Source organism: Streptomyces sp. ADI95-17 (assembly GCF_003846175.1).
In the GTDB taxonomy this organism is placed as follows: Bacteria; Actinomycetota; Actinomycetes; order Streptomycetales; family Streptomycetaceae; genus Streptomyces; species Streptomyces sanglieri.
Genome location: NZ_ML123046.1, coordinates 827,949 through 850,646, shown reverse-complemented (window position 1 = coordinate 850,646; position 22,698 = coordinate 827,949). Strand labels below are relative to the sequence as shown.

Annotated in this window: 27 protein-coding genes, 2 pseudogenes and 1 riboswitch; of the genes and pseudogenes, 16 read left to right on the top strand and 13 right to left on the bottom strand. The window is 71.6% G+C overall.

Features of this window, described 5'->3' with window-relative positions; all coding sequences use genetic code 11:
- Window positions 1-43 precede the first annotated feature (43 nt).
- The 5 genes from EES42_RS17615 to EES42_RS17595 all read left to right on the top strand — a co-directional run bounded on the left by EES42_RS17615 (window position 44) and on the right by EES42_RS17595 (window position 4,707).
- Window positions 44-790: an SDR family NAD(P)-dependent oxidoreductase gene (locus EES42_RS17615; RefSeq protein WP_124719144.1), complete on the top strand. Its 747-nt coding sequence runs from the start codon at window positions 44-46 to the stop codon at window positions 788-790.
- A gap of 49 nt (window positions 791-839) precedes the next feature.
- Window positions 840-1,481, top strand: a complete 642-nt coding sequence (locus tag EES42_RS17610) for a GntR family transcriptional regulator (RefSeq protein WP_124719143.1) — start codon at window positions 840-842, stop codon at window positions 1,479-1,481.
- A 104-nt stretch (window positions 1,482-1,585) separates the two neighbouring features.
- Complete coding sequence (locus EES42_RS17605; RefSeq protein ID WP_124719142.1) at window positions 1,586-2,803, top strand: DUF4032 domain-containing protein; 1,218 nt, start codon at window positions 1,586-1,588, stop codon at window positions 2,801-2,803.
- 70 nt (window positions 2,804-2,873) lie between these two features.
- A complete protein-coding gene (locus tag EES42_RS17600) occupies window positions 2,874-3,593 on the top strand; it encodes a lysophospholipid acyltransferase family protein (protein WP_124719141.1) in 720 nt (239 codons plus the stop codon).
- A gap of 64 nt (window positions 3,594-3,657) precedes the next feature.
- Window positions 3,658-4,707 (top strand): NAD-dependent epimerase/dehydratase family protein, encoded by a 1,050-nt coding sequence (locus EES42_RS17595; RefSeq protein WP_206433490.1) that lies wholly within the window; start codon window positions 3,658-3,660, stop codon window positions 4,705-4,707.
- 17 nt (window positions 4,708-4,724) lie between these two features.
- Here EES42_RS17595 and EES42_RS17590 read toward each other — a convergent pair whose 3' ends face one another.
- The 7 genes and pseudogenes from EES42_RS17590 to EES42_RS17560 all read right to left on the bottom strand — a co-directional run bounded on the left by EES42_RS17590 (window position 4,725) and on the right by EES42_RS17560 (window position 10,048).
- Window positions 4,725-5,492 (bottom strand): urease accessory protein UreD, encoded by a 768-nt coding sequence (locus EES42_RS17590; protein WP_124719140.1) that lies wholly within the window; start codon window positions 5,490-5,492, stop codon window positions 4,725-4,727.
- Complete coding sequence (ureG, locus tag EES42_RS17585; protein ID WP_124719139.1) at window positions 5,489-6,166, bottom strand: urease accessory protein UreG; 678 nt, start codon at window positions 6,164-6,166, stop codon at window positions 5,489-5,491. The genes EES42_RS17590 and ureG overlap by 4 nt, the downstream gene beginning before the upstream one ends.
- 26 nt (window positions 6,167-6,192) lie before the next feature.
- Window positions 6,193-6,855 (bottom strand): urease accessory protein UreF, encoded by a 663-nt coding sequence (locus tag EES42_RS17580; protein WP_124719138.1) that lies wholly within the window; start codon window positions 6,853-6,855, stop codon window positions 6,193-6,195.
- A 34-nt stretch (window positions 6,856-6,889) separates the two neighbouring features.
- Complete coding sequence (locus EES42_RS17575) at window positions 6,890-8,611, bottom strand: urease subunit alpha (protein WP_124719137.1); 1,722 nt, start codon at window positions 8,609-8,611, stop codon at window positions 6,890-6,892.
- Window positions 8,604-8,915 carry an urease subunit beta gene (locus EES42_RS17570; protein WP_124719136.1) on the bottom strand — a complete coding sequence of 104 codons (312 nt, stop codon included), beginning with the start codon at window positions 8,913-8,915 and terminating at the stop codon, window positions 8,604-8,606. The genes EES42_RS17575 and EES42_RS17570 overlap by 8 nt, the downstream gene beginning before the upstream one ends.
- A gap of 15 nt (window positions 8,916-8,930) precedes the next feature.
- Window positions 8,931-9,233, bottom strand: a complete 303-nt coding sequence (locus tag EES42_RS17565) for an urease subunit gamma (RefSeq protein WP_124719135.1) — start codon at window positions 9,231-9,233, stop codon at window positions 8,931-8,933.
- Between the two features lie 194 nt (window positions 9,234-9,427).
- A pseudogene (locus EES42_RS17560) lies at window positions 9,428-10,048 on the bottom strand (TetR/AcrR family transcriptional regulator).
- 28 nt (window positions 10,049-10,076) lie between these two features.
- Here EES42_RS17560 and EES42_RS46175 point away from each other — a divergent pair.
- A pseudogene (locus EES42_RS46175) lies at window positions 10,077-10,687 on the top strand (ABC transporter permease); the annotation flags it as partial.
- Window positions 10,688-10,771: 84 nt separating this feature from the next.
- Here the strand turns inward: EES42_RS46175 and EES42_RS17545 are convergent.
- Window positions 10,772-11,056, bottom strand: a complete 285-nt coding sequence (locus EES42_RS17545) for a type II toxin-antitoxin system Phd/YefM family antitoxin (RefSeq protein ID WP_124719132.1) — start codon at window positions 11,054-11,056, stop codon at window positions 10,772-10,774.
- Between the two features lie 93 nt (window positions 11,057-11,149).
- Here EES42_RS17545 and EES42_RS17540 point away from each other — a divergent pair, with 93 nt between their 5' ends.
- The 3 genes from EES42_RS17540 to EES42_RS17530 all read left to right on the top strand — a co-directional run bounded on the left by EES42_RS17540 (window position 11,150) and on the right by EES42_RS17530 (window position 13,152).
- On the top strand, window positions 11,150-11,785 hold the full coding sequence (locus EES42_RS17540; RefSeq protein ID WP_124719416.1) for an ATP-dependent Clp protease proteolytic subunit: 636 nt from the start codon (window positions 11,150-11,152) through the stop codon (window positions 11,783-11,785).
- A 7-nt stretch (window positions 11,786-11,792) separates the two neighbouring features.
- Complete coding sequence (locus tag EES42_RS17535; protein ID WP_124719131.1) at window positions 11,793-12,101, top strand: hypothetical protein; 309 nt, start codon at window positions 11,793-11,795, stop codon at window positions 12,099-12,101.
- A gap of 401 nt (window positions 12,102-12,502) precedes the next feature.
- A riboswitch (cyclic di-AMP (ydaO/yuaA leader) is annotated at window positions 12,503-12,675 on the top strand.
- A 3-nt stretch (window positions 12,676-12,678) separates the two neighbouring features.
- The gene (locus EES42_RS17530) at window positions 12,679-13,152 is read left to right on the top strand and encodes a C40 family peptidase (protein WP_124719130.1); all 474 of its coding nucleotides are present in this window, start codon (window positions 12,679-12,681) and stop codon (window positions 13,150-13,152) included.
- Between the two features lie 74 nt (window positions 13,153-13,226).
- On the opposite strand, the gene EES42_RS17525 is transcribed toward EES42_RS17530, so the two are convergent.
- Window positions 13,227-13,859, bottom strand: a complete 633-nt coding sequence (locus EES42_RS17525; RefSeq protein ID WP_124719129.1) for a LysE family translocator — start codon at window positions 13,857-13,859, stop codon at window positions 13,227-13,229.
- Between the two features lie 72 nt (window positions 13,860-13,931).
- Here EES42_RS17525 and EES42_RS17520 point away from each other — a divergent pair, with 72 nt between their 5' ends.
- Window positions 13,932-14,870, top strand: coding sequence for a LysR family transcriptional regulator (locus EES42_RS17520; protein WP_124719128.1), 939 nt, complete (start codon window positions 13,932-13,934; stop codon window positions 14,868-14,870).
- Between the two features lie 9 nt (window positions 14,871-14,879).
- Here the strand turns inward: EES42_RS17520 and EES42_RS17515 are convergent, their stop codons facing one another.
- Window positions 14,880-15,311 carry an ATP-binding protein gene (locus EES42_RS17515; RefSeq protein ID WP_124719127.1) on the bottom strand — a complete coding sequence of 144 codons (432 nt, stop codon included), beginning with the start codon at window positions 15,309-15,311 and terminating at the stop codon, window positions 14,880-14,882.
- Between the two features lie 204 nt (window positions 15,312-15,515).
- On the opposite strand from EES42_RS17515, the gene EES42_RS17510 reads away from it, so the two are divergent.
- Entirely contained in the window at window positions 15,516-16,376 is an 861-nt protein-coding gene (locus EES42_RS17510) for a helix-turn-helix domain-containing protein (RefSeq protein ID WP_124719126.1), read from the top strand.
- A gap of 24 nt (window positions 16,377-16,400) precedes the next feature.
- The gene (locus EES42_RS17505; RefSeq protein WP_124719125.1) at window positions 16,401-16,607 is read left to right on the top strand and encodes a DUF397 domain-containing protein; all 207 of its coding nucleotides are present in this window, start codon (window positions 16,401-16,403) and stop codon (window positions 16,605-16,607) included.
- Here EES42_RS17505 and EES42_RS17500 read toward each other — a convergent pair.
- The gene (locus tag EES42_RS17500) at window positions 16,600-17,742 is read right to left on the bottom strand and encodes an 8-amino-7-oxononanoate synthase (RefSeq protein WP_124719124.1); all 1,143 of its coding nucleotides are present in this window, start codon (window positions 17,740-17,742) and stop codon (window positions 16,600-16,602) included. The genes EES42_RS17505 and EES42_RS17500 overlap by 8 nt on opposite strands.
- A gap of 142 nt (window positions 17,743-17,884) precedes the next feature.
- Between EES42_RS17500 and bioB the strand changes: the two genes are divergently transcribed.
- The 4 genes from bioB (at window position 17,885) to EES42_RS17480 (ending at window position 21,795) form a co-directional block, all read left to right on the top strand.
- Window positions 17,885-19,051 carry a biotin synthase BioB gene (bioB, locus tag EES42_RS17495; protein WP_124719123.1) on the top strand — a complete coding sequence of 389 codons (1,167 nt, stop codon included), beginning with the start codon at window positions 17,885-17,887 and terminating at the stop codon, window positions 19,049-19,051.
- Entirely contained in the window at window positions 19,044-20,348 is a 1,305-nt protein-coding gene (locus tag EES42_RS17490) for an adenosylmethionine--8-amino-7-oxononanoate transaminase (protein ID WP_124719122.1), read from the top strand. Before bioB ends, EES42_RS17490 begins: the two co-directional genes overlap by 8 nt.
- Before the next feature lies 1 nt (window position 20,349).
- On the top strand, window positions 20,350-21,039 hold the full coding sequence (gene bioD, locus EES42_RS17485) for a dethiobiotin synthase (RefSeq protein WP_124719121.1): 690 nt from the start codon (window positions 20,350-20,352) through the stop codon (window positions 21,037-21,039).
- 78 nt (window positions 21,040-21,117) lie between these two features.
- Window positions 21,118-21,795 carry a class I SAM-dependent methyltransferase gene (locus tag EES42_RS17480; RefSeq protein WP_124719120.1) on the top strand — a complete coding sequence of 226 codons (678 nt, stop codon included), beginning with the start codon at window positions 21,118-21,120 and terminating at the stop codon, window positions 21,793-21,795.
- A 76-nt stretch (window positions 21,796-21,871) separates the two neighbouring features.
- On the opposite strand, the gene EES42_RS17475 is transcribed toward EES42_RS17480, so the two are convergent.
- A complete protein-coding gene (locus EES42_RS17475) occupies window positions 21,872-22,243 on the bottom strand; it encodes a fic family toxin-antitoxin system, toxin component (RefSeq protein WP_093551070.1) in 372 nt (123 codons plus the stop codon).
- Complete coding sequence (locus tag EES42_RS17470; RefSeq protein WP_093551072.1) at window positions 22,240-22,467, bottom strand: antitoxin; 228 nt, start codon at window positions 22,465-22,467, stop codon at window positions 22,240-22,242. Before EES42_RS17470 ends, EES42_RS17475 begins: the two co-directional genes overlap by 4 nt.
- Between the last annotated feature and the right edge of the window lie 231 nt (window positions 22,468-22,698).

The window sequence follows — 22,698 nt, the reverse complement described above, 5'->3', positions numbered from 1 at the left end:
CCACGTAACCCGGACACCCGACCCAGGACACAAGGAGCCCAGGATGATCTCCCTCGACGGCAAGCGCGCGATCGTCACCGGCGGCGGAGCCGGCATCGGCCGTGCCACCGCCCAGGTCCTCTCCGAGCTCGGCGCCCGCGTGGTGATCGCCGACATCGACACCGACGGCGGTGAACGCACCGCGAAGGACACCGGAGGAACCTTCGTACGCTGCGACGTGTCACGGCGCGAGGACTGCGAGGCCGTCGTGCGGACGGCCGAGGAGCTGTTCGGCGGTGTGGACGTCCTCTTCAACAACGCCGGGATCATCCGCCGTTCCACGGTCTGCGAGATCACCGAGGACGACTGGGACCTGGTGATGGCCGTGAACATCCGCTCGGTGATGCTGATGAGCCGCCTGGTCATCCCGGGGATGGCGGCCCGGGGCGGCGGCTCCATCGTCAACACCGGCTCCGGATGGGGCATCCGCGGCGGCGGCCGGGCCGTCTCGTACTGCGCGTCCAAGGGCGCCGTCGTCAACATGACCCGCGCCATGGCCATCGACCACGGCCCCGACAACATCCGCGTCAACTGTGTCTGCCCCGGCGACACCGCGACCGGGATGCTCGCCGAGGAGGCCCGCCAGCTCGGCGAGAGCTCCGACGCGTTCTACGCCGACGCCGCGGACCGGCCGCTCGGCCGGATCGGGCAGCCCCGGGACATCGCACAGACCGTGGCGTTCCTCGCCTCCGACGCCTCGGCGTTCCTGAGCGGGGCGATCATCCCCGTCGACGGCGCCGGTACCGCGTGATGTGCCGGTAGCGGATAATCGACCGGACCGAAGGGGAGGGCAGCCTCACATGCCAATCGAAAACCGCCCGCTGCGCGAACAGGTCAAGGAGGAACTGATCAAGCGCCTCGGGCGCGGCACGATCGCGACCAACTCGCCGATCAACGAGGGGCAGCTCGCCACCGAGCTCGGCGTCAGCCGTACTCCGCTGCGCGAGGCACTGATCACGCTGGAACGTGAGGGCGTCATCACCAGCGAGCGCGGCAAGGGCTTCCGCTTCACGCCGCTCAGCGCCCAGGAGTTCCGCGACCTGTCCGCGATCGTCGCGACGCTGGAGGCGCTCGCGCTGGAGTCCAGCGATCCCGAGCACCTGGCGGCGACGGCGCCGCGCCTCCTGGAGGAGGCCCGCGCGTTCTCGGTCCCGCAGGCGCCGCACGACGTCATAGAGCGTTACGACGACGCGTGGCACGACCTGCTGCTGTCCGGCTGCACCAACGACCGCCTGATGAAGCTGATCACCTCCCTGAAGGTGACGATGCACCGCTACGAGCGGGTGGCCCTGGGCGACCAGGACATCCTGGAGCGTTCCGCGGAAGAGCACGAGCGGATCGCCGAGTGCCTGCAACGCGGCGACCTCGACGCGGCCGTCGCGGCGCTCAAGGAGAACTGGAACAGCGGGATGCACCGGATCCTGGAGCACCTGAAGGACTGATGCCACGGGTGGTGGTGCGGGTCCGGCACCGGCTCTTGACCCGCACCGCCCCTTCGGGGTCCGATCACGGTGCACCCGCCGCTCGACCCAGGGACCGTGACCGCATGACTCTGCAGATCAGCGCCACCAACCCCGAACACCCGGCCCTCCTGCTCGAACTGCCCTGGCACATCCCCCTGGAGCAGTGGCCCGACGAGTACCTCGTGCCGCTCCCCCGCGGCATCTCCCGCCACGTGGTGCGCTACGCGCGAGCCGGCGAGGAGACCGTGGCCGTGAAGGAGCTGGCCCAGCGGCCGGCGCTGCGCGAGTACGAACTCCTGCGTACGCTCGACCGGCTCGGGATACCCGCCGTGGACCCGCTCGCCGTGGTCACCGGCCGCACCGAGGCCGATGGCTCGCCCCTGGAACCGGTTCTGATCACCCGGCATCTGGGCGGTTCGCTGCCCTACCGGTCGATGTTCGAGACGACCATGCGCCCCGGCACGGTGCACCGTCTGATGGACGCCCTGGCCGTCCTGCTCGTGCGGCTGCATCTGACCGGGTTCGCCTGGGGGGACTGCTCACTGTCCAACACCCTGTTCCGGCGGGACGCGGGCGCGTACGCCGCCTATCTCGTGGACGCCGAGACCGGTGAGCTGCACCCCCGGCTGAGCGACGGGCAGCGCGGATACGACATCGAGCTGGCCCGGGTCAACATCAGCGGGGAGATGCTCGATCTGGAGGCGGCCGGCGCGCTGCATCCGTCCATCGACCCGATCGCGTTCGGCCTGGAGATCGAGGAGCGCTACCAGGCGCTGTGGACGGAGCTGACCCGCACCTCCGTCTATCCGGCGGGCAAGCACCACTACATGGAGCGCCGGATCCGCCGCCTCAACGACCTGGGTTTCGACGTCGCCGAGATGCAGATCTCGCACTCGGACCAGGGTGACACGGTCACGTTCGTGCCCAAGGTCGTGGACGCCGGCCACCATCAGCGCCAACTCCTGCGGCTCACCGGGATGGACGCGGAGGAGAACCAGGCACGACGGCTCCTGGGCGACCTGGAGAGCTGGATGGCCACCCAGGACGACTACGCCCCCGGTGACCGGCACGGCGCCCGCACCGAGGTGCTGGCCCACCGCTGGGTCCGGGAGATCTTCCGGCCCACCGTGCGCGCGGCGCGCGACCACGTACCCGCCCGGATGGACGCGGCCGAGCTCTACCACGAACTCCTCGAACACCGCTGGTACCTGTCCGAGCAGGCCCAGCACGACATCGGGCTCGACGCGGCGGTCGAGGACTACGTCAGGAAGACGGCTGCAGCGGACGACGGCTGCACATAGGCTGCCCTCCCGGAGCTGTGCCCTGGCGAGCCCAGGGATGATCCAGACGAGAGGCCCTAGGAGCCGCCCCGTGTTCTACTACGTGCTCAAATACGTCTTCATCGGGCCGATTCTCCGATTGTTCTTCCGTCCCAGGATCGAGGGTCTGGAGCACATCCCGGAGGACGGCGCGGCCATCGTCGCCGGCAACCATCTGTCGTTCTCCGATCATTTCCTGATGCCCGCGATCCTCAAACGGCGCATCACCTTCCTCGCCAAGGCCGAGTACTTCACCGGGCCGGGTGTGAAGGGGCGGCTGACCGCCGCCTTCTTCCGCAGCATCGGGCAGATCCCGGTGGACCGCTCCGGCAAGGAGGCCGGGCAGGCGGCGATCCGGGAGGGGCTCGGAGTGCTGAGCCGGGGCGAACTGCTTGGTATCTACCCGGAGGGCACCCGCTCGCACGACGGCCGGCTCTACAAGGGCAAGGTGGGCGTCGCCGTCATGGCGATCAAGGGGCAGGTGCCCGTGGTGCCGTGCGCGATGGTGGGTACGTTCGAGATCCAGCCGCCCGGACAGGTCGTCCCGCGCATCAAGCGCGTCACCATCCGTTTCGGTGAGCCGCTGGACTTCTCCCGCTACGCCGGGCTGGAGAACCAGAAGGCGGCGGTCCGGGCGGTCACCGACGAGATCATGTACGCGATCCTGGGGCTCTCGGGTCAGGAGTACGTCGACGAGTACGCGGGCAAGGTGAAGGCCGCGCAGGCCGAAGAGGCGGCACAGTCCAAGAAGTTCCCGAAGTTGCGACGCTGACAGCGGATCCGCGCTCGGTGAACTTCGCGGGTCCGGGCGCCCGGCCGGACCTAGCGTCGGTCCCATGAGCAGAGGAAACGCATGGGTGCTGGGTGCGACGGGACAGATCGGGCGGGTGGCGGTGCGGTCGCTCGTCGAGGACGGCTGGGAGGTGACGGCCGCCTCGCTCGGCGGCGGCCGGGACGCCGGGTGGGACGGAGCGGTGCGCACGACCGCCCTGGACCGGAACGCCGATGGGGCGCTCGCGGCGGCGCTGGGCGACGGCTGTGACGTACTGGTCGACATGGTGGCCTACGACGCGGGCCACGCCCGCCAGTTGACCGGTCTCGCGGACCGGATCGGTTCGGCGGTGGTGATCTCCAGCGGTGCGACGTACGAGGACGACCGGGGCCGCAGCTTCGACACACAGGGCGAACCCGACGGCGCTCCGCACTATCCGGTGCCGATCCCGGAGTCGCAGCGCACCGTGCCGGCCGGCGGCATGACGTACGCCACGCGGAAGATCGAGCTGGAGCGGGATCTGCTGGCGGCCGGGGACGCGCTGCCGGTGACGCTGTTGCGGGCCGGGGCGATCCACGGGAAGCACTGCCGCTCGCCGCGTGAGCTGTTCTTCGTGAAGCGGCTCGTGGACGGCCGCGACCGGCGGGTGCTCGCGTTCGGTGGCGAGTCCCGCTTCCACCCGGTCCATGTCTCCAACCTGGCCGAGCTGATCCGGCTCGCCGCGCTGCGGCCGGGTTCGCGGGTGCTGAACGCCGGGGATCCGCAGGCGCCGACGGTCACGGAGATCGGCGAGGCCGTCGACGCGGTGCTCGGCCGCAGCACCTCGACGGTGCTGTCGGCGGGCCCGCCCGGGGAGGACGGCGTCGGCGGGACGCCCTGGAGCAGCCACCACCCCATCGTGTACGACATGACGGCCGCCGAGCGTGAGCTCGGCTACCGGCCGGTCACCGGCTATGTGCAGTCGCTCCCGGAGACGGTCGAGTGGATCGCCGCACGGCTTGTGGGCCAGGACTGGACAGCGGCCTTCCCCGCCATGCTTCGGTCGTACGGGAAGAAGCTCTTCGACTACGCGGCGGAGGACGCCTGGCTGGCGGCGTACGACCGGAGGGGGTGAGACGGTGCCCGTGGGGTTCACCCCGCGGGGGCGTCGAGCAGCTCGTTCAGCGCCTCGTCCAGGACGCCGCGCAGTCGGCGCGCATCGGCGGCAAGGGCGGTGACCAGCACGGCCGGGCCGGCGAGCGGGGTGAGCACGGCGGTGTCCCCCAGCAATCGCGCCTCGGGGTATCTCTCGTCGAACGCCGGTTCTACGACGAGGAGTTGACCCACGGCCCGGTGGCCGCCCAGGACCGCCGCACCGTCCCAGCCGCCGGGGGCGCCCGGCCCGTACGCCAGCTGCTGGTCGATGAGCGGCCGGCCCGCGCGGTGCACGGTGAGGCGACTGATGAGGGTGCCGGTGGTCTCGGCGTGACGGCCGAGGATCTGTTCCTCGCGGAGCACCAGGCGTGCGGTGGGGGCGAGCCGGACCCGGGTGGTCATGTGCAGAACGCTGCCGTGCGCCGAGACGAACTGTTCCGGCAGCCAGCGCAGCTCCGCCCGCTCCCCCACACTCAACTCGGTTTCGTACGTGGCAGGTTCGCATCCCTCCCCGGGCAGGGCCACGGTCGCCGCCGCCGAGTCGACGGTGAGCCGGGCGCCTTCGCCGACCCGCGTCACGATGGTGAGCCGGTCCCCGCCGAGCGGCGCGCTCATGGCACCGACGACGGTGACCCGGGCGCCGGACCCGGTCGGGGTCCGGGTGCGGCGCGGGGCGAGCGGTCCGTCGCCCGCCAGCACGGGCAGCGAGGTGACGCCACGGCCGTCCAGGGCCGCGGTGATCCGGGCGGTGGCCCGGACGCTCATGCGGTCCAGGCCGCGAGCTGCCCGCGGACCCAGTCGGCGACGGGTTTCACACCGTCCTCGCTCTTGAGGGAGGTGAAGGCGACGGGGAGTTCCCCGCGCTGGGCTCCGGCGTCGCGGGCCATGCCTTCCAGGTCGGAGCCGACATGGGGGGCGAGGTCGGTCTTGTTGATGACGAGCAGGTCGGAGGTGGTGACGCCGGGGCCGCCCTTGCGCGGGATGTCGTCGCCGCCGGCCACGTCGATGACGAAGATCTGTGCGTCGACGAGGCCCTTGGAGAAGGTGGCGGTGAGGTTGTCGCCGCCGGATTCGACCAGGATCAGATCGAGCGGGGCGATGCTGTCCTCCAGGTCCTCGACGGCTTCGAGGTTGGCGGAGATGTCGTCGCGGATCGCGGTGTGCGGGCAGGCGCCGGTCTCGACGGCCTGGATGCGTTCGGGCGGCAGGACGGCCTCACGGAGCAGGAAGGCGGCGTCCTCACGGGTGTAGATGTCGTTGGTGACCACCGCGATGGACAGCTCGTCGCGCAGGGTCCGGCAGAGGGCGGCGACGGTCGCGGTCTTGCCGGAGCCGACCGGTCCGCCGAGCCCGATACGCAGGGCGCGCCGGGTGCCGTCCGGGCGGGCGGAATCGGCGCTCACGGCGGCGGGGCCGTGGTGGGCATGGTCGAGATGCATGGATGCGGCTCCTGATTCGTGCGGGTTCATGAGGCGAACAGGCGGACTGGCCAGGCCGCGTGTGCCTCGGCGGTGATGTCCAGGAGGGGCGCCGAGGCGGCGGGCAGCGCGTCGATGGTTCCGTGCGCGGCCGCGGCGGCCCGTACGGCGATCCGGTCGAGTTCGGGTGCGAGGCGGGCGAGGACGGCGGTGGCCTCGAAGGGGTCGAGGGAGAGCAGGCGGACGACGGCGGTGGCCGGTGCGCCGACGGTTTCGTAGGCGGCGCAGTGTGCGGCGTCCTCGGGGCCGAGCCCCGCCGAGCGTGCGGTGAGGCCGAGGACGACGGGCTGGTGGGCGCCGCGCGGCCGGGCCCCGGCGAGCACGGCGAGTTCGGGGCTCGGCCAGGTGGCGCGGGCCGCCCGCATCAGCTGCCGGCCGAGTCTGCGGGTGACGGCGCGCAGTGCTGGTGACGGAGTGCGGGCGTCGGCGGCCTCGTCGAGCGCGATCGGGTCATGGCCGTGGGCGGCCGCCGCGGCGAGTGCGGCGGCCGTGAGTCCGGTGGTGTGCAGACGGCCCCGGCAGAACTCGGTGAGGTCCTCGGCGTCACGGATCCGGCCCGCCCGCACGGCCGGTTCGGCGCCGCCGGAGTGGGCGTGGCCACCGGCGGGGAACCGGCCGTCGGCGAGGACGAGCAGCGCCGCGCGGCTCATTGCACGCCCCGTCCCGAGCGTGGTGTGCCGCGCATCAGAAGAGGAAGTAGCGCTGGGCCATGGGCAGTTCGGCGGCCGGTGCCGGTTCGACCGGCTCGCCGTCGATCGTCACGGCGAAACTGTCGGGGTCGACGTGAACCTGCGGCAGCGCGTCGTTCTCCCGCATGTCCGCCTTGGTGACGCCGCGCGTACTGCGGATCGGCACGAACCGCTTGCCGAGACCGAGGCGCTCCGGCAGCCCGTCCCGGACGGCGGCATCGGCCACGAAGTTGAAGGAGTTGCCCTCCGGCGAGCGGCCCACCGCGCCGAACATCGGTCGGGGCAGCACCGGTTGCGGAGTCGGGATGGAGGCGTTGGCGTCGCCCATCTGCGCGTAGGCGATCTGGCCGCCCTTGATCACGGTCTGCGGCTTGACGCCGAAGAACGCCGGCTCCCACAGCACCAGGTCGGCGAGCTTGCCCGGCTCGACCGAGCCGATCTCCCGGTCGAGCCCCTGGGCGACCGCCGGGTTGATGGTGTATTTGGCGACATAGCGACGCACTCGCCGGTTGTCGGCCCGCCCGTCTCCGGGCAGTGCTCCGCGGCGCTTCTTCATCACATGGGCGGTCTGCCAGGTGCGCAGGACGACCTCGCCGATGCGGCCCATCGCCTGGGAGTCGGACGAGATGATCGAGATGGCCCCGAGGTCGTGGAGGATGTCCTCGGCCGCGATGGTGGAGGGCCGGATCCGGGATTCCGCGAAGGCCAGGTCCTCCGGCACGGCCGGGTTGAGGTGATGGCAGACCATCAGCATGTCGAGGTGTTCCTCGATGGTGTTGACGGTGTGCGGCCGGGTCGGGTTGGTGGAGCTGGGCAGGACGTACGGCTGGGAGACGACACCGATGATGTCGGGTGCGTGTCCGCCGCCGGCGCCTTCGGTGTGGTACGCGTGGATGGAGCGCCCGGCGATGGCGGCGAGGGTATCGGCGACGAATCCGGCCTCGTTGAGGGTGTCGGTGTGGATGGCGAGCTGGGCGCCCGTCTCCTCGCAGACGCCCAGGCAGGCGTCGATGACGGCGGGGGTGGCGCCCCAGTCCTCGTGGATCTTGAATCCGAGTGCGCCGGCGCGGAGTTGGGAGTGCATGGCCTCGCGCGACATGGTGTTGCCCTTGCCGAGCAGGCCGATGTTGACGGGGTACGCGTCCAGCGCCGCGAACATCCGGGCGAGGTGCCAGGGTCCCGGGGTGATGGTGGTGGCCTTGGTACCTTCGGCCGGTCCGGTGCCGCCGCCGACCAGGGTGGTGATCCCGCAGGAGAGTGCCTGGTCGATCAGGGTCGGCGAGATGAAGTGGACGTGGGCGTCGATGGCCCCGGCGGTGAGGAACCTGCCGTTGCCCGCGATGATCTCGGTCTCGGGGCCGATGACCAGGTCGGGGTGGACGCCGTCCATGGTGTCCGGGTTTCCGGCCTTGCCGATCCCGGTGATCCGGCCGTCGCGGATGCCGATGTCCGCCTTGACGACGCCCCAGTGGTCGATGATCACGGCGCCGGTGACGACGGTGTCCGGGGCGCCCTCGGCGCGGGTGGTGCGGGACTGTCCCATCGACTCGCGGATGACCTTGCCGCCGCCGAACACGGCCTCGTCACCGGCGAGTCCGGGGCCGCCCGACCGGTCCTCCTCGATCTCGACGAGCAGATCGGTGTCGGCCAGCCGGATACGGTCACCGGTCGTGGGGCCGAACAGGTCGGCGTACACGGCACGTTCGAGTTCAGCCATCGAGGGCACCTCCGGTCTCGCCGCGCAGACCGGGGACGATGCGCCGTCCGGCGAGCGGGACCAGTTCGATGTCGACCGGGATGCCGGGTTCGAAGCGCACGGCGGTGCCGGCGGCGATGTTCAGCCGCCGTCCGTGCGCGGCCGAACGGTCGAAGTCCAGGCCGGGGTTGGCCTCGGCGAAGTGGTAGTGCGAGCCGACCTGGACGGGCCGGTCGGCGGCGTTGAGCACGGTGAGTCGGGTGACGGGGCGCCCCTCGTTGAACGGCACGGGCCCGTCCGCGTACAGGATCTGGCCGGGAATCATCGGTGGTGCCTCCCCTCAGACGATCGGGTCGTGGACGGTGACGAGTTTGGTGCCGTCCGGGAAGGTGGCCTCGACCTGGACGTCGTGGATCATCTCGGGCACCCCGTCCATGACGTCGTCGCGGCCGAGCACCGTACGGCCCGACGCCATCAGCTCGGAGACGGTACGGCCGTCGCGGGCACCCTCCAGCAGGTGCACGGTGATCAGCGCGATCGCCTCGGGGTGGTTGAGCCGCAGTCCGCGCGCCCGGCGCTGTCGCGCCACATCGGCGGCGACATGGATGAGCAGGCGTTCCTGTTCGTGCGGGGTCAGTCTCATGCGTCCACCTCACAGTCCGGTGCCCAGTGCCGTCCCTGGGCGCTGCGAGGCATCGGCCGTGCCCAACACGGCCGTTGAACGGCGAACCGCTGACTCGCGCGAGACGCCGCACACTAGGGCCGGAGTTTTTCCGGCGCGTTAACTCCGGCGCGACATTTCCGGCACGTCGATTCCGGCGGGTAAATTCCCGCGTGTCAGCCGGTCTCCGGCCGGTCCATGGCCATCGGGCCGCGCATGCCGTTCTCCAGCACCGCCGGATCGGCGTCGCCGAAGAGCGCCGGCTGGGCGAAGAACCCCCTGCGTGGCCGCCATCATCGTCCGCGCCACATGGTCGGCGGGTACGTCCGCCCGCCGGATCCCTGTCTCGCGGCACCCCTCCACCACGTCCGTCCGGACGAGCCGCATGGCGCCGTATCCGTCCTCGAAGGTGGCGGCCAGGTGCTCGTTGCGCATGCTCTCGGCCCACACCTGCACGATCAGTGGGGCGAACCGCCCGCCCGTCCGGACCGCACAGCTCCACGGAGAACAGACCGCGCAGCACCCGGCCCAGCAGCACGTCCGGAGCCGGCGGCGGGGGGTGTTCGCGGCCTCCCGGAAGGCCCGGCGGATGCTGGTGAACGCCTCGTCGGCGATGGCCGCGATCAGGTCCTCCTGCCGCTGAAGTGGCGGTGGACCGCCCCGGCCGACAGTCCGGCCTCCTTCAGCACGCCCTGCACCGACGCGCCGTGGAAGCCGTCGCGCGCGAAGCAGCGCGCCGCTCCGTCGATGAGCTGCCGACGGCGGGCGTCCAGGTGTTCCTGGGATACGCGCCTGATCCCCCTGGTGGTAATGCTCGCCCTCTGGGTCACGGATGTGGTGGCGGCGCCCGGCACGGATCCGCGCGGCAGCGTCCTCGGCGCGAGCTTCCTTCCGCCGGCGATCGCCGGTGTGCTTCCGGGCTCGGCGGTCACACTGCTGCGGCCGCGCGGCGGGCGGGCCGCGCTGACCCTGACCGGGGTGACCGTGACGGCCGGGCTCGGCGCGACGGCGCTCACCGCCGGCCGACTCGGCGTGATCACCGGCAACTGGTGGGCGGAGGCCGGGACGCCGGGACTCACCGTGCTGGCATCGGCGGGACGGTCGCGGGGCTCGCCGCGCTCATCGGCCCGCCATGCATCGGGGCGGGCGCCGTGCTGATGGTGCTGCTCGGCAACCCCTTCTCGGGCGTGACCTGCGCGCCGGAGCTGTTCCCCGGGCCGGTCGGGGCGATCGGTCAGCTGATGCCGCCGGGCGCGGGCGGCTCGCTGCTGCGTTCGGTCGCGTTCTTCGACGGCAGCGGCGCGGGCGGACCGCTGCTCGCCCTCGCGCAGTGGGCGGCGCTCGGACCGGGTGCCGTACTCATCGGCGGCCGGCGCCGCACCCGGCCCTCGGCGGCGCCTCCCGCGCCCACCCGCGAGCCCGCTCTGGCGGGCTGACCTCCCGCCCGGACGCGCCGCGTGCCCCCGTCCGAGCGGACGGGGGTACACGGCGTCTCCGCGTCGCGGGCCGCCGGGCGGGGCTCAGTTGCCCGGCTCGCCGTGCTCCCGGTGCTCCGCCGCGATGCCGAAGCGCCGCCGTTCGCCGGGAGCGGACACCGAAGAGCCGATCGAGGAGACCGAGCTGATCACCTGCTCCTCGACGGCCGCCTCCTCCTTCTCCAGTCGCTCCAGGTCAGCGGCCGAGACGAGCGCCACCAGCGGCCTGCCGTGCCGCGTCAGGACCACGCGTTCACCGCCGTAGACAACACGGTTGATCAGTTCGGCGAGCTCAGCTCGGGCTTGCGTCACCGGAATCTCATGGGCCATGCTCCCCATCATAACCTTCTGTACGTCCTGTACATTTTTTACGGAAGCTTGTGCAGACCCCCGTGCAGACCCCGCAGGAGAGGCATCGCCATGCTGTTCCGCCCCACCGCCCGTCATGTGCTGCCCGAGTTCACCGAGCGCACGACCAACGGGACCCGCACCCTCGACCCGTACTCCAAGCTGCTCTCCGAACGGATCGTCTTCCTCGGCACCCCGGTCGACGACACCGCGGCCGGCGACCTGATCGCGCAGCTCATGTACCTGGAGCACGACGCACCGGACCGGCCCGTGTCGCTCTACATCAACTCGCCCGGCGGCTCGTTCGGTGCCATGTCCGCGGTCTACGACACGATGCAGTACCTCAACTGCGAGGTGGAGACCTACTGCCTCGGCCAGGCGGGCTCCTGCGCCTCCGCACTGCTCGCCGCGGGCGCGCCCGGCCGACGGCACGCGCTGCCCGGCGCGAGAGTCGTCGTACAGCAGCCCGAACTGACCGAGCCGGTGCAGGGGCAGCCCTCCGACCTGGAGATCGAGGCGCGGGAACTGGAACGGGTCCGCGCGATGCTCACCGCCCTGTTGGTCCGTCACACGGGCCGCACCGAGGAGCAGATCACCGCGGACACCGAACGCGACCTCATCCTCGACGCGGCGGGCGCCAAGGCGTACGGGCTGGTGGACCACGTCCTGGAGAGCCGGAATTCCGCACTGCCGCCGCACGGCGCGAGGTGAACACCCGATGCAACCACCGGAGTTCCCTCCGCTGCCCGCACTGACGCGCGCCGAGGGGGAGTTCATCGACCGCTATCTCGAAGTCCTCGACCAGGTCGGCCGGATCAACCCGGCCCGCGGCAGCGACACCTACGGCGCGCTGCGCGCCGCCCAGGCACTTGTCGCGCACTCACGCACCCTGCGGGACGCCCTCGCATTGATGCACGAGCGCGGCGAGGCGCGGCTCCACGCGGCCACGCTCGCCCGTGCGCTGCGGGTGCTGGACGGGGAGCGGCGGGCCGGGCGCGTCACCGTACCCCCGGCTCCGCCGAGTTGACCGTCGGGCGCGGTCCCCGCGCCCGACGGGAGTTCCGGCCAACTCCCCCTGTCCCGGCGCCCGGCGGCCGTCACCCGGCTCCCGTACTCGACACGCCCGACGGCCCCACCGGAAATCCTCGCTCGTTCGGCGTAGGAAGTCCCCCTCAGGAGGGACCGTTCAACTTGCGTTTTCCGCGTGGACAGTGAATGGAATCAACCCTTCCGCCCCAGGTACGAACCTGGTCCGGATCATTGGCGGGGCCTCAGAAATCATCATGTCCACCTGAACGGATCAGTCGTGAGGAGCCTCACATATCCCTGTTTCAGCTCGGAAATCCGGCAGTCGGTGAGTCAAGATCCCTGGGACGACAAGCCCCCGCCACCGCGGCGGGGCGGTCCGGGCGGACGCCGAGTCCTGCCGCCGTCCGGATGCCTGGTCGACAGAAGTGGATCGGCAGGAGTGGAGGACCCGAGCACAACGGGTCGACCTGAACACCGGTCGACCCTCGGGGTGAAGCCGCCGAACGCGGCCGGGCAACTTCGCCAGCCCGAACCCGACAGGTCATCCTTCACAGGCGGCTGACGAAGGGTTGCGCATGACTGCGCAGGTTCATGTCCCGTCTCTGCTCGTCCGGGCCGGTACGGCCTCGGTTCTCACGCTCGCCGCCGTCGGCGGCACCATGTTCGCCCCGGGCGCCACGACGGACGCCCAGGCGGCGACTCTGTCGATGAAGGCGCTCAACGTCGCGGCGTCGAAGAAGGGCTCGCCGTACAGGTGGGGGGCCACCGGCCCCAACCGCTTCGACTGTTCGGGGCTGACGCTCTATTCGTTCAAGAAGGCCGGCAAGAAGCTCCCCCGCACGGCCCAGCAGCAGTACAACCGGACCCGCCACATCTCGGCCTCGCACCGACAGCGCGGCGATCTGGTGTTCTTCCACTACGGCCGCAGTGTCTACCACGTGGGGATCTACGCCGGTAAGGGCAAGATCTGGCACTCGCCGAGGACCGGCGCCGTGGTGCGGCTGGAGAAGATCTGGACCAAGAGCGTCTACTACGGCCGGGTCCGCTGAGGCGCGGCCCGGTCGGCGGTCCGGGACCGCCGACCGGGGCCGGTGGCCGGGGCCGGTGGCCGGCCCTTCCCCGCTCAGTGCGGCAGCGGACCGGTCACCAGCACCAGGCCCAGCGCGGTGAGCGCCACGCCGCTGCCGCCCTCGACGGCGCGCGCGGTGCGCGGCCGGCGCAGCCACCGGCCCAGCCGGTCCACGAGAAGCGCCACGGCGGGGAACCAGACCAGCGCCAGCGCGACGACGATCGCCGCGAGCAGCAGGGTCCTGGGCAGCGGCGGCTCCCCGTCGGGGACGAACTGCGGCAGCAGGCTCAGGAAGAGCACCGGCGCCTTGGGATTGAGCGCGTTGGTCAGAAAGCCCTGCCGCAGTGCGCGTACGCGTCCCCGGTCCGCGTGCCGGTCCTCGGAGCCTTCCCCGTCCGGGGTGCCGCGCCGTGCCGCGCGCAGGGCGCTGATGCCGAGGTACAGGACGTAGGCCCCGCCGAGCAGCTGGACGGTGCGCAGGAGTGCGGGGACCGCCACCAGCACCGCGGCGAGCCCGGCGACGGCCAGGGCGGTGTGCACCAGCAGTCCCCCGGCCACACCCAGCGCGCTGGCCACGCCCGCGCTGCGGGAGGCGAGCGCGTTGCGTACGACGACGGTGAAGTCGGCGCCGGGCAGCGCGACCATTCCTGCGGCGACCCCGGTGAAGGCGATCAGTTGTGCGTCCATGGGTCCACCCTGACCCGGCAGAGCCTTTAGCGTGTACTTGCAATCTTCTGGGTCTGCCAAAAGGAACGCTTAATGTACGACCCGACACGGCTGGCGGCGCTGGTGGCGGTCGCGGAGGCCGGTTCGATCACCCGGGCCGCCGCACGCCTGGGCTACACCGCGCCGGCCCTCTCCCAGCAGCTCGCCAAGCTGGAGCGGGAGGCGGGTGCGGCACTGCTGGTGCGGCACCACCGCGGGGCCCGGCTCACGGCCGCGGGCGAGCTGCTGGCCGGACGCGCCCGGCGCATCCTCGACGAGATGGACCAGGCCCGTCATGAGCTGGCCCGCCTCTCCGGGCTCTCCGGCGGACGTCTGCGGGTCGGCACGTTCACCACGGCGGGCGTGCATCTGCTGCCGCCGGTGCTGAGCGCCTTCCGGCGTGCCCACCCGGACGTGGAGCTGGCGGTCACCGAGTACGAACCGCCCCGGGGCGTCGCCGCGGTGGCCGCCGGTGAGGTCGATCTGGCGCTGACCCATGTGTACGAGCCGGCCGCCGCGACGCCGTGGCCCGCCGGAGTCTTCGCCGAACCGCTGCTGGTCGAGGAGCTGGTCCTGATCACTGCGGTCGGGCAGATGCTCGCCGAGGGCAGCGGGAGACTGCCGGTGACGGAACTGGCGGGGCGGCCGCTGATCAGCAGCGCGCCCACGCATCCGCCGCGCCGCGGGGTCGAGCAGGCGTTGGCCGAGGCCGGGGCGACGCCCGCCGTGGTCTGCGAGTCGCCCGGCTACGCGCTGGTGTGCGCGCTGGTCAGTGCGGGTATCGGGATGGCGGTCGTCCCGGAGATGGTCGCCGCGATGTCGCCGACGCCGCTGTCGGTCCGGCGGCTGGATCCCCCTTCCTTCCGGCGGACGATCTCGGTGGTGCACCGCGGTGACCGGGCGAGCGCCGCCGCGGCGACGCTCCAGGCCCTGTTGCGCAGCGGGTTCGGGCGGGCGGGGTCGGCGCAGCGGCCGGGCGGCGAGGCCGGGTGAACGCGTCGGTCAGCTCTGCATGGGGATGCTCCACGGCAGCGCGATCCACACCGTCTTGCCGCCGTCGGCGGTGGGGGTGACGGTGAGCCGGCCGCCGCACTCCTTGGCCAGACAGCGGATGATCACCATGCCGCGTCCGTTGTCCTGCTGGACGGCGGCGGGCAGTCGCCGGGGCCAGCGGGGGTGACTGTCCGTCACCCCGAGGTGCAGCTGCTCCTCCCGCTCCAGCCGGAGTTCCACGGTGAATGTGGGCGACTGCCCGAAGGTGTGCTGGACGGCGTTGGTCGCGAGCTCCGAGACGATGAGCTGGATGCTGTCGGCGAAATCGGTGTCGGTGGCCAGGCCCCATTCGGTGAGCACCCGGGCCACGTACCTGCGGGCTGCCGAGACCGAGACCGGCTCGCTCGGCAGAGTGACGTTTGCTTCCTGATGGTCTGCCATGGCGAGCCGTCCCTTTCCCACCCGTACCGACCCGCGATCGGTACAGGTTGCGCTTCGCGCCAGATTGCCACTGATGCTGCCCTCTGTGATGGCGATCCACCAAGATATGCATATATCTGTCGCTCGAAGCGGTGAACCCTGCCACGCAAGACCGGATGTGGGCGGCACACTGTCCGCTCGGCAGAAGAGGGAGGGAGGCCGCGGATGCAGCACGGCCCTGCGGTTCGACGCCGCAAGCTCGGGGAGGAACTCCGGAGTCTGCGCCACGCGTCGGGACTGACCAGTCGGGACGCGGCGCGGATGCTCGGCTGGCACCAGTCGAAGGTGAGCCGGATCGAGACCGGGGTGAGCGGGGTGCAGCCGGCCGATGTGACCCGGCTGCTGGACACGTACGGCGTGGACGACACCCGGCTGCGGGATCTCCTGGCGACGCTCGCGGGTTCGGCGGGCGGTGGCGGCAGCGGCTGGTGGCACGCCTATCGCGGTCTGATCCCGCCCCAGTACCGCGACTTCATCAGTCTGGAGTCCCAGGCGCGGACCGCGCGCACGCTGGAGACCTCGGTGGTGCCGGGGCTGTTGCAGACGGCCGACTACGCGCGTGCGGTGACGCGGGCGTCACTGGACGGGCTGCCGGCCGGCCAGCTGGACTCGCTGGTGGAGGTGCGGCTGGCCAGGCAGGGGGTGCTGCGGACCGATCCGCCGCTGCGGCTGAGCGCGGTGCTCGACGAGGCCGTGCTGCGGCGCCAGGTCGGCGGGTGCCGGGTGATGCGGGAACAGCTGCGCCATCTGGCCCGAGTGGCCCAACTGCCCCACGTGCAACTTCAGTTGCTGCCCTTCTCGATGGGCGGCTATGCCGGGCTCACCGGGCCTTTCGTTATCTTCTCATTTCCGAGCACTTCTGATCTGGATGTGATCGTTCTCGACCATTTGACGAGTAGCCTCTACCTGGAGCGGAAAGAAGACCTTGAGGCGTACAGCACGGCCTTCCGCACGATGCAGGCTCACGCGCTGTCGCCGGAGCACTCGTTGGATCTGATCGCCGCGATCGACCGCGACGGTCGGTGACTTCGGACCGCCCGAGGGGGCCTCATGTCGGATTGCCTCGCACAGCAGGACTTACGGTGGCGGCGCAGCAGCCGCAGCACGGGTATGAACAACTGTGTGGAGGCCGCGCCGTTCGGTGACGAGCGGCTGGCCGTGCGGGACTCCAAGGACGTGTCCAGGCCGCCGCTGAGGTTCACCGCGGCGGCCTGGACCTCGTTCGTCGCCGGCCTGCGCCGGGGTCCGGTCAGCTGACGGGGGCGGTCCGCCGCACCACGGACACCGCGGTGGCGATCTGCTCCTCGGTCAGGTCGGCCCGTGCGGTGAGCCGCAGCCGGGACACCCCGTCCGGCACGGACGGGGGGCGGAAGCAGCCCACCACGATTCCGGCGGCGCGGCAGTCGGCCGCCCAGCGCACCGCCGCGTCCGCCGAGGGGGCACGCACCGAGACCACGGCCGCGTCCGGCCGTACGGCGGCCAGGCCGGCCCCGGTGAGCTGCTCGTACAGTGCCGCGGCGACCGCGCGGGCCCGGCCGGCCCGCTCCGGTTCGCGGCGCAGCAGCCGCAGGCTTCCCAGCGCGGCGCCCGCCGCGGCCGGCGCGAGGCCGGTGTCGAAGATGAACGTACGGGCCGTGTTGACGAGGTGTTCGATGACCCGGGCCGGTCCCAGGACCGCTCCGCCCTGGCTGCCCAGGGACTTGGAGAGGGTGAGCGTGGTGACGATGTCCGCGTCGCCCGCGAGACCGGTGGCGGCGAGCGCTCCTCGGCCGCCGTCCCCCAGCACGCCCAGGCCGTGCGCGTCGTCGACGAGCAGTGCGGCGCCCTCGGACCGGCAGACGTCGGCCAGTTCGGGCAGCGGTGCCGCGTCGCCGTCGACCGAGAAGACCGAGTCGGTGACGGCCAGCGCCCGGCCCGGGTGCGCCTGCAAGGCCTTGCGCACGGCCTCGGGGTCGGCGTGCGGAACGACGGCGGTTCCGGCGCGGGAGAGCCGGCAGCCGTCCACGATCGAGGCGTGGTTGCCCGCGTCGGAGACGATCAGCGAGCCATGGCCGGTGAGCGCCGTGACGGCCGCCAGGTTGGCCGCGTAGCCGGAGGACAGCACCAGGGCCGCCTCGAAACCGCAGAATTCGGCCAGCTCGCTCTCAAGTTCGGCATGCAGTGCGGTGGAGCCGGTGACCAGCCGGGACCCGGTCGCGCCCGCACCCCACTCGCGCGCGGCCCCGGCCGCGGCGGCGGTGACGTCGGGGTGCCGCGTCAGGCCCAGATAGTCGTTGCTCGCGAGGTCCAGAAGTCCGGACGCGGCGGGCCGGGGGCGCAGGGTACGGACGAGTCCGGCGTCCGCGCGGCGGCGCGCCTCGGCGTCGATCCAGTCGAACGGGTCGAAGGGCATGAGCGGTCCCTTTTGTAGGCAGCTCACAGACCCTAACCGCGCTTGCAACAGGTCATGGTGTGGCAATACACACACCCTCGGCGGGCTCTGTTGTCCGGTTCCTCCTTGGCTGGGAGCCGTGCGGTAGGCCAGGATCTTGGCCATGGACCTCCTGAACACGCTGGTGGACAAGGGGCTGCGGCGCGAGCTGCCGACCCGCGAAGAAGCCCTCGCCGTACTGGCGACCTCCGACGACGATCTGCTCGAAGTGGTGGCCGCGGCCGGAAAGGTACGCCGTCAGTGGTTCGGGCGGCGCGTGAAGCTGAACTATCTGGTCAACCTCAAGTCGGGCCTCTGCCCCGAGGACTGCTCGTACTGCTCACAGCGGCTCGGCTCCAAGGCCGAGATCCTGAAGTACACCTGGCTGAAACCGGATGAGGCGTCGAAGGCCGCCGCCGCCGGGGTCGCGGGCGGGGCCAAGCGGGTGTGTCTGGTGGCGAGCGGCCGCGGTCCGACGGACCGCGATGTCGACCGGGTGTCGGAGACCATCGAGGCGATCAAGGAACAGAACGAGGGCGTCGAGGTGTGCGCCTGCCTCGGTCTGCTCTCCGACGGGCAGGCCGACCGGCTGCGGTCGGCGGGTGCCGACGCGTACAACCACAACCTCAACACGTCCGAGGGGACGTACGGGGACATCACCACCACGCACACCTATGCGGACCGGGTCGAGACGGTGCACCAGGCGCAGGCCGCCGGGCTCTCGGCGTGCTCGGGACTGATCGCCGGCATGGGCGAGAGCGACGCCGACCTGGTCGATGTCGTCTTCTCGCTGCGCGAACTGGACCCGGACTCGGTGCCGGTGAACTTCCTGATCCCGTTCGAGGGAACGCCGCTGGCCAAGGAGTGGAACCTCACCCCGCAGCGCTGTCTGCGGATTCTGGCGATGGTCCGCTTCGTCTGCCCGGATGTGGAGGTACGGCTCGCGGGCGGGCGCGAGGTGCATCTGCGCTCGATGCAGCCGCTGGCCCTGAATCTGGTCAACTCGATCTTCCTGGGCGACTACCTGACCAGCGAGGGTCAGGCGGGTCAGGCGGATCTGGACATGATCGCGGACGCCGGTTTCGAGGTGGAGGGGGCGGGCACGACGACGCTGCCCGCGCACCGTGCGGAGTCCGGCGGCGGCTGCGGTTCGCACGACGGCGGCTGCGCCCCGTGCGGAGAGGCGCCCGGGGAGGCCGCGCCCGGGTCACCGGAGGTGCCGGCCGCCCGCACGGACCTGGTGGCGGTCCGCCGTCGCGGCGCGGGAACGGACCTCGCCCCCAATGCCTGAGGCTCTCTCCCCGGCCGAGCTGCGGTCCCTGGACCGGGCCCACGTCTGGCATCCGTACGGCCCGATGCCGGGCCGTCAGGAGCCGCTGGTCGTGGAGTCCGCGTCCGGGGTACGGCTGAAGCTGGCCGAACCGGCCCACGGGCAGGGCGAGTTGATCGACGGCATGTCGTCCTGGTGGTCGGCGGTGCACGGCTACAACCATCCGGTGCTCAACGAGGCGGCCCGTGATCAGCTGGGCCGGATGAGCCATGTGATGTTCGGCGGGCTCACCCATGAGCCCGCCGTGCGGCTGGCCACCCGGCTGGTCGAGATCACCCCGGAGCCGCTGCGGCATGTCTTTCTCTCCGACTCGGGGTCGGTCGCCGTCGAGGTCGCGGTCAAGATGTGCCTGCAGTACTGGCGCTCGGCCGGGCGGCCCGCCAAGCAGCGGCTGCTGACCTGGCGCGGCGGCTATCACGGGGACACCTGGCAGCCGATGTCGGTGTGCGACCCCGAGGGCGGCATGCACGAGCTGTGGTCGGGGGTGCTGCCACGCCAGGTCTTCGCCGACGAGCCGCCGGCCGGTTTCGACGCGGAGCCGGACGCCGCCTACGTACGGCATCTGCGGGAGCTGATCGCCGAGCACGCCGACCGGCTGGCCGCGGTGATCGTGGAGCCGGTGGTACAGGGCGCGGGCGGGATGCGGTTCCACTCCCCCGCGTATCTGCGGGTGCTGCGCGAGGCGTGCGACGAGCACGAGGTGCTGCTGGTGTTCGACGAGATCGCCACGGGCTTCGGCCGTACCGGAGAGTTGTTCGCCGCCGGGCATGCGGGCGTCTCCCCCGATGTCATGTGCGTGGGCAAGGCGCTGACCGGCGGCTATCTGACGATGGCGGCGACGCTGTGCACCTCCCGGGTGGCGGAGGGCATCTCCAGCGGCGAGGTGCCGGTGCTCGCGCACGGACCGACGTTCATGGGCAATCCGCTCGCCGCCGCGGTGGCGTGCGCCTCCGTCGATCTGCTGCTCGGCCAGGACTGGCAGCGGGAGGTGAAGCGGATCGGCACCGGGCTTCGGGAAGGCCTCGCCCCGGCGTCCGGACTGCCCGGGGTGCGGGATGTGCGGGTGCTGGGCGCGATCGGTGTCGTACAGCTCGATCATGAGGTGGACATGGCGGCAGCGACCCGGGCGGCGGTACGGGAAGGGGTGTGGCTGCGGCCGTTCCGCGACCTCGTCTACACGATGCCGCCGTATGTGACCGGTGACGAGGATGTGGCACGGATCTGCCGCGCCGTGTGCGCGGCTGCGCGAGAGGGCTGAGATGACGGTTCTGGTAGTGACGGGAACAGGCACGGAGATCGGCAAGACGATCGTGACCGCGGCCGTGGCGGCGGCGCGCTCGGACCTCCGCGTCGCGGTGCTCAAGCCGGCGCAGACAGGGCTGGCCCCCGGCGAGCCCGGTGATGCCGCCGAGGTGGCGCGGCTGGCGGGCGGCCATGTCACCGCGGTCGAACTGGCCCGGTTCCCCGAGCCGTTGGCGCCCGCCACGGCCGCCCACAGGGCGGGTCTTCCGCCGGTGCGACCGTACGAGATCGCCGACGCTGCGCAGAAGCTGGCGACCGAGCACGACCTGGTGCTGATCGAGGGTGCGGGCGGCCTGCTCGTACGGTTCGACGACGAGGGCTCGACCCTCGCCGACGCCGCCCGGCTGCTGGACGCGCCGGTGCTGGTGGTGACGCCCGCCGGTCTGGGCACGCTCAACACCACGGCGCTGACCTCGGAGGCGCTGCGGGCTCGGGGACTGGGGTGTCTCGGTGTGGTGGTGGGCAGCATGCCCGCCGAGCCGGACCTCGCGGCGCGCTGCAATCTGGCGGACCTGCCCGTGGCTGCGGGCGCCCCGCTGCTGGGTGCGGTGCCGGCCGGTGCGGGGGCCCTGGATCCCGCCGACTTCCGTGTGCGGGCCCGGAGTTGGCTCGCGGCGGAGCTGGGTGGGAATCGGTCGGCCGGATGAGCGGATGAGCCGCGCCGGACGGGGGAGAATCTAGGTAGCCGTACTTTCTGCCGGAGCGCCCGGTCGAGGAGGCCCGTCATGCGTCTGCGCAGCACGAGAATCCCACGGGACGCGGTCCACCACCCCGTCTTCGCCCGGTTCTACGCCCGGATGAGCGTGGTCGCGGAGACCAGGGCGGGGCTGGCCGCGGTGCGCTCGGACCTGTTGGCCGGCCTGTCCGGGCGGGTCATCGAGATAGGTGCGGGCAATGGCCTGAATTTCGCGCACTACCCGCCCGCGGTGTCGGAGGTGGTGGCCATCGAACCCGAGCGCAGTCTGCGCCGGCTGGCGGTGCGGTCGGCGCTGCGTGCCGGGCTCCCGGTGGATGTGGTGCCGGGCGCGGCGGAGGCGCTGCCGGTGAAGAGCGAGGCTTTCGACGGGGCCGTCGCCTCGCTGGTGCTGTGCAGCGTAAGGGATGTGGAGCGTTCGCTCGCGGAGATCGTGCGGGTGCTGCGGCCCGGTGGTGAGCTGCGCTTCTTCGAGCATGTGCTGGCCGACGACCGGGCCATGGCGGCCGCGCAGCGGGTGCTGGACCGTACGGTCTGGCCGCTGCTGACGGGCGGGTGTCATACGGGGCGCGACACCCTGGCCGCCATCGAGAGAGCCGGATTCGTGGTGGAGGCTTACCGCAGGGTCAGGATGCCGGAGTGCGGGATCCGGCTGCCCGTGTCGACCTGCATGCTGGGGGTGGCGCGCCGGCCGGACGTGCCGCGCTGACGTATCGGCTCGGCGTGCCGCGCCGGCGTATCGGCTCGGCGTGCCGCACCCGGCCCATCGGCTCGATGCGGGGCTGTCACAGGCTCCACTGGCGGAGTTCGTCGGCGATGGCCCGGACGTCCGCCTTGCCCTCCTTCACCAGCCGGGCCAGGTCACGCACCTGCTCGGGCGAGGTGATGACCTTGAGTCCGGAGGCGACGAGGTAGCCGTACGCGACGGCCGAGGAGAACATCGCGTTGGAGTGTTCGAGCGCGGGGACATGGAGCAGCAACTGCAGGAGCGCGGCGGCCCGGGAATGTGGGTCGCTGTAGACGGGGCTGCCGAAGATCTCGGCCTCGTGGCGGGCCACGGCGGCCACGAGCGCACCCCAGTCGACCACCTGCGGATCGCCGGGGGTCTTGTGCTCGGCCACCATGAGCAGCCAGGAAAGGTCGATCTGGAGGTTCAACGCGTGCCTTTGCGCTCCGGGCCGAACTCTTCGGCGAACACCGACTCGTACTGCTTCATGAAGTCGGCCGCGGCCTCGACGAAGGTATGTCCGACCTCCCCCGCGTCCTGCCGCACAAGCTCCTCTATGTAGCGGTTCACGCTCATCCCCCTCTGCAGCGCGCGCTGTCGCGCGGCCTCGGCGGTCGCCTCGTCCACTCTCACGTTCAGCTGAGTCTTGGGCACATCAACACGCTAGCGCGCATGCGCTAGCACCGGCAAGAGGAGCCCACCGACGCCGCACATCCGGGTCGCCCAGGCACGGAATGCCCTCCGGGGCCCTCGAAATGGCGCTGTGGATGTGATGCCACCCATAGGGGCCACGTCACATCCTAGGCCGGGCAGTAGGAGCGGGGCCCGCCCGAACAGCACAGAAATGGCCCAGATCATCTCATTTCGGACATTGCTCCGTATTGA

Bases quoted from the DNA above. Each gene is read 5' to 3' on its own strand.
- EES42_RS17615 (WP_124719144.1), top strand. From the start codon at position 44: ATGATCTCCCTCGACGGCAAGCGCGCGATCGTCACCGGCGGCGGAGCC.
- EES42_RS17610 (WP_124719143.1), top strand. From the start codon at position 840: ATGCCAATCGAAAACCGCCCGCTGCGCGAACAGGTCAAGGAGGAACTG.
- EES42_RS17605 (WP_124719142.1), top strand. From the start codon at position 1,586: ATGACTCTGCAGATCAGCGCCACCAACCCCGAACACCCGGCCCTCCTG.
- EES42_RS17595 (WP_206433490.1), top strand. From the start codon at position 3,658: ATGAGCAGAGGAAACGCATGGGTGCTGGGTGCGACGGGACAGATCGGG.
- EES42_RS17590 (WP_124719140.1), bottom strand. From the start codon at position 5,492: ATGAGCGTCCGGGCCACCGCCCGGATCACCGCGGCCCTGGACGGCCGT.
- ureG (WP_124719139.1), bottom strand. From the start codon at position 6,166: ATGCATCTCGACCATGCCCACCACGGCCCCGCCGCCGTGAGCGCCGAT.
- EES42_RS17580 (WP_124719138.1), bottom strand. From the start codon at position 6,855: ATGAGCCGCGCGGCGCTGCTCGTCCTCGCCGACGGCCGGTTCCCCGCC.
- EES42_RS17575 (WP_124719137.1), bottom strand. From the start codon at position 8,611: ATGGCTGAACTCGAACGTGCCGTGTACGCCGACCTGTTCGGCCCCACG.
- EES42_RS17570 (WP_124719136.1), bottom strand. From the start codon at position 8,915: ATGATTCCCGGCCAGATCCTGTACGCGGACGGGCCCGTGCCGTTCAAC.
- EES42_RS17565 (WP_124719135.1), bottom strand. From the start codon at position 9,233: ATGAGACTGACCCCGCACGAACAGGAACGCCTGCTCATCCATGTCGCC.
- EES42_RS17545 (WP_124719132.1), bottom strand. From the start codon at position 11,056: ATGGCCCATGAGATTCCGGTGACGCAAGCCCGAGCTGAGCTCGCCGAA.
- EES42_RS17535 (WP_124719131.1), top strand. From the start codon at position 11,793: ATGCAACCACCGGAGTTCCCTCCGCTGCCCGCACTGACGCGCGCCGAG.
- EES42_RS17530 (WP_124719130.1), top strand. From the start codon at position 12,679: ATGACTGCGCAGGTTCATGTCCCGTCTCTGCTCGTCCGGGCCGGTACG.
- EES42_RS17525 (WP_124719129.1), bottom strand. From the start codon at position 13,859: ATGGACGCACAACTGATCGCCTTCACCGGGGTCGCCGCAGGAATGGTC.
- EES42_RS17520 (WP_124719128.1), top strand. From the start codon at position 13,932: ATGTACGACCCGACACGGCTGGCGGCGCTGGTGGCGGTCGCGGAGGCC.
- EES42_RS17515 (WP_124719127.1), bottom strand. From the start codon at position 15,311: ATGGCAGACCATCAGGAAGCAAACGTCACTCTGCCGAGCGAGCCGGTC.
- EES42_RS17510 (WP_124719126.1), top strand. From the start codon at position 15,516: ATGCAGCACGGCCCTGCGGTTCGACGCCGCAAGCTCGGGGAGGAACTC.
- EES42_RS17505 (WP_124719125.1), top strand. From the start codon at position 16,401: ATGTCGGATTGCCTCGCACAGCAGGACTTACGGTGGCGGCGCAGCAGC.
- EES42_RS17500 (WP_124719124.1), bottom strand. From the start codon at position 17,742: ATGCCCTTCGACCCGTTCGACTGGATCGACGCCGAGGCGCGCCGCCGC.
- bioB (WP_124719123.1), top strand. From the start codon at position 17,885: ATGGACCTCCTGAACACGCTGGTGGACAAGGGGCTGCGGCGCGAGCTG.
- EES42_RS17490 (WP_124719122.1), top strand. From the start codon at position 19,044: ATGCCTGAGGCTCTCTCCCCGGCCGAGCTGCGGTCCCTGGACCGGGCC.
- bioD (WP_124719121.1), top strand. From the start codon at position 20,350: ATGACGGTTCTGGTAGTGACGGGAACAGGCACGGAGATCGGCAAGACG.
- EES42_RS17480 (WP_124719120.1), top strand. From the start codon at position 21,118: ATGCGTCTGCGCAGCACGAGAATCCCACGGGACGCGGTCCACCACCCC.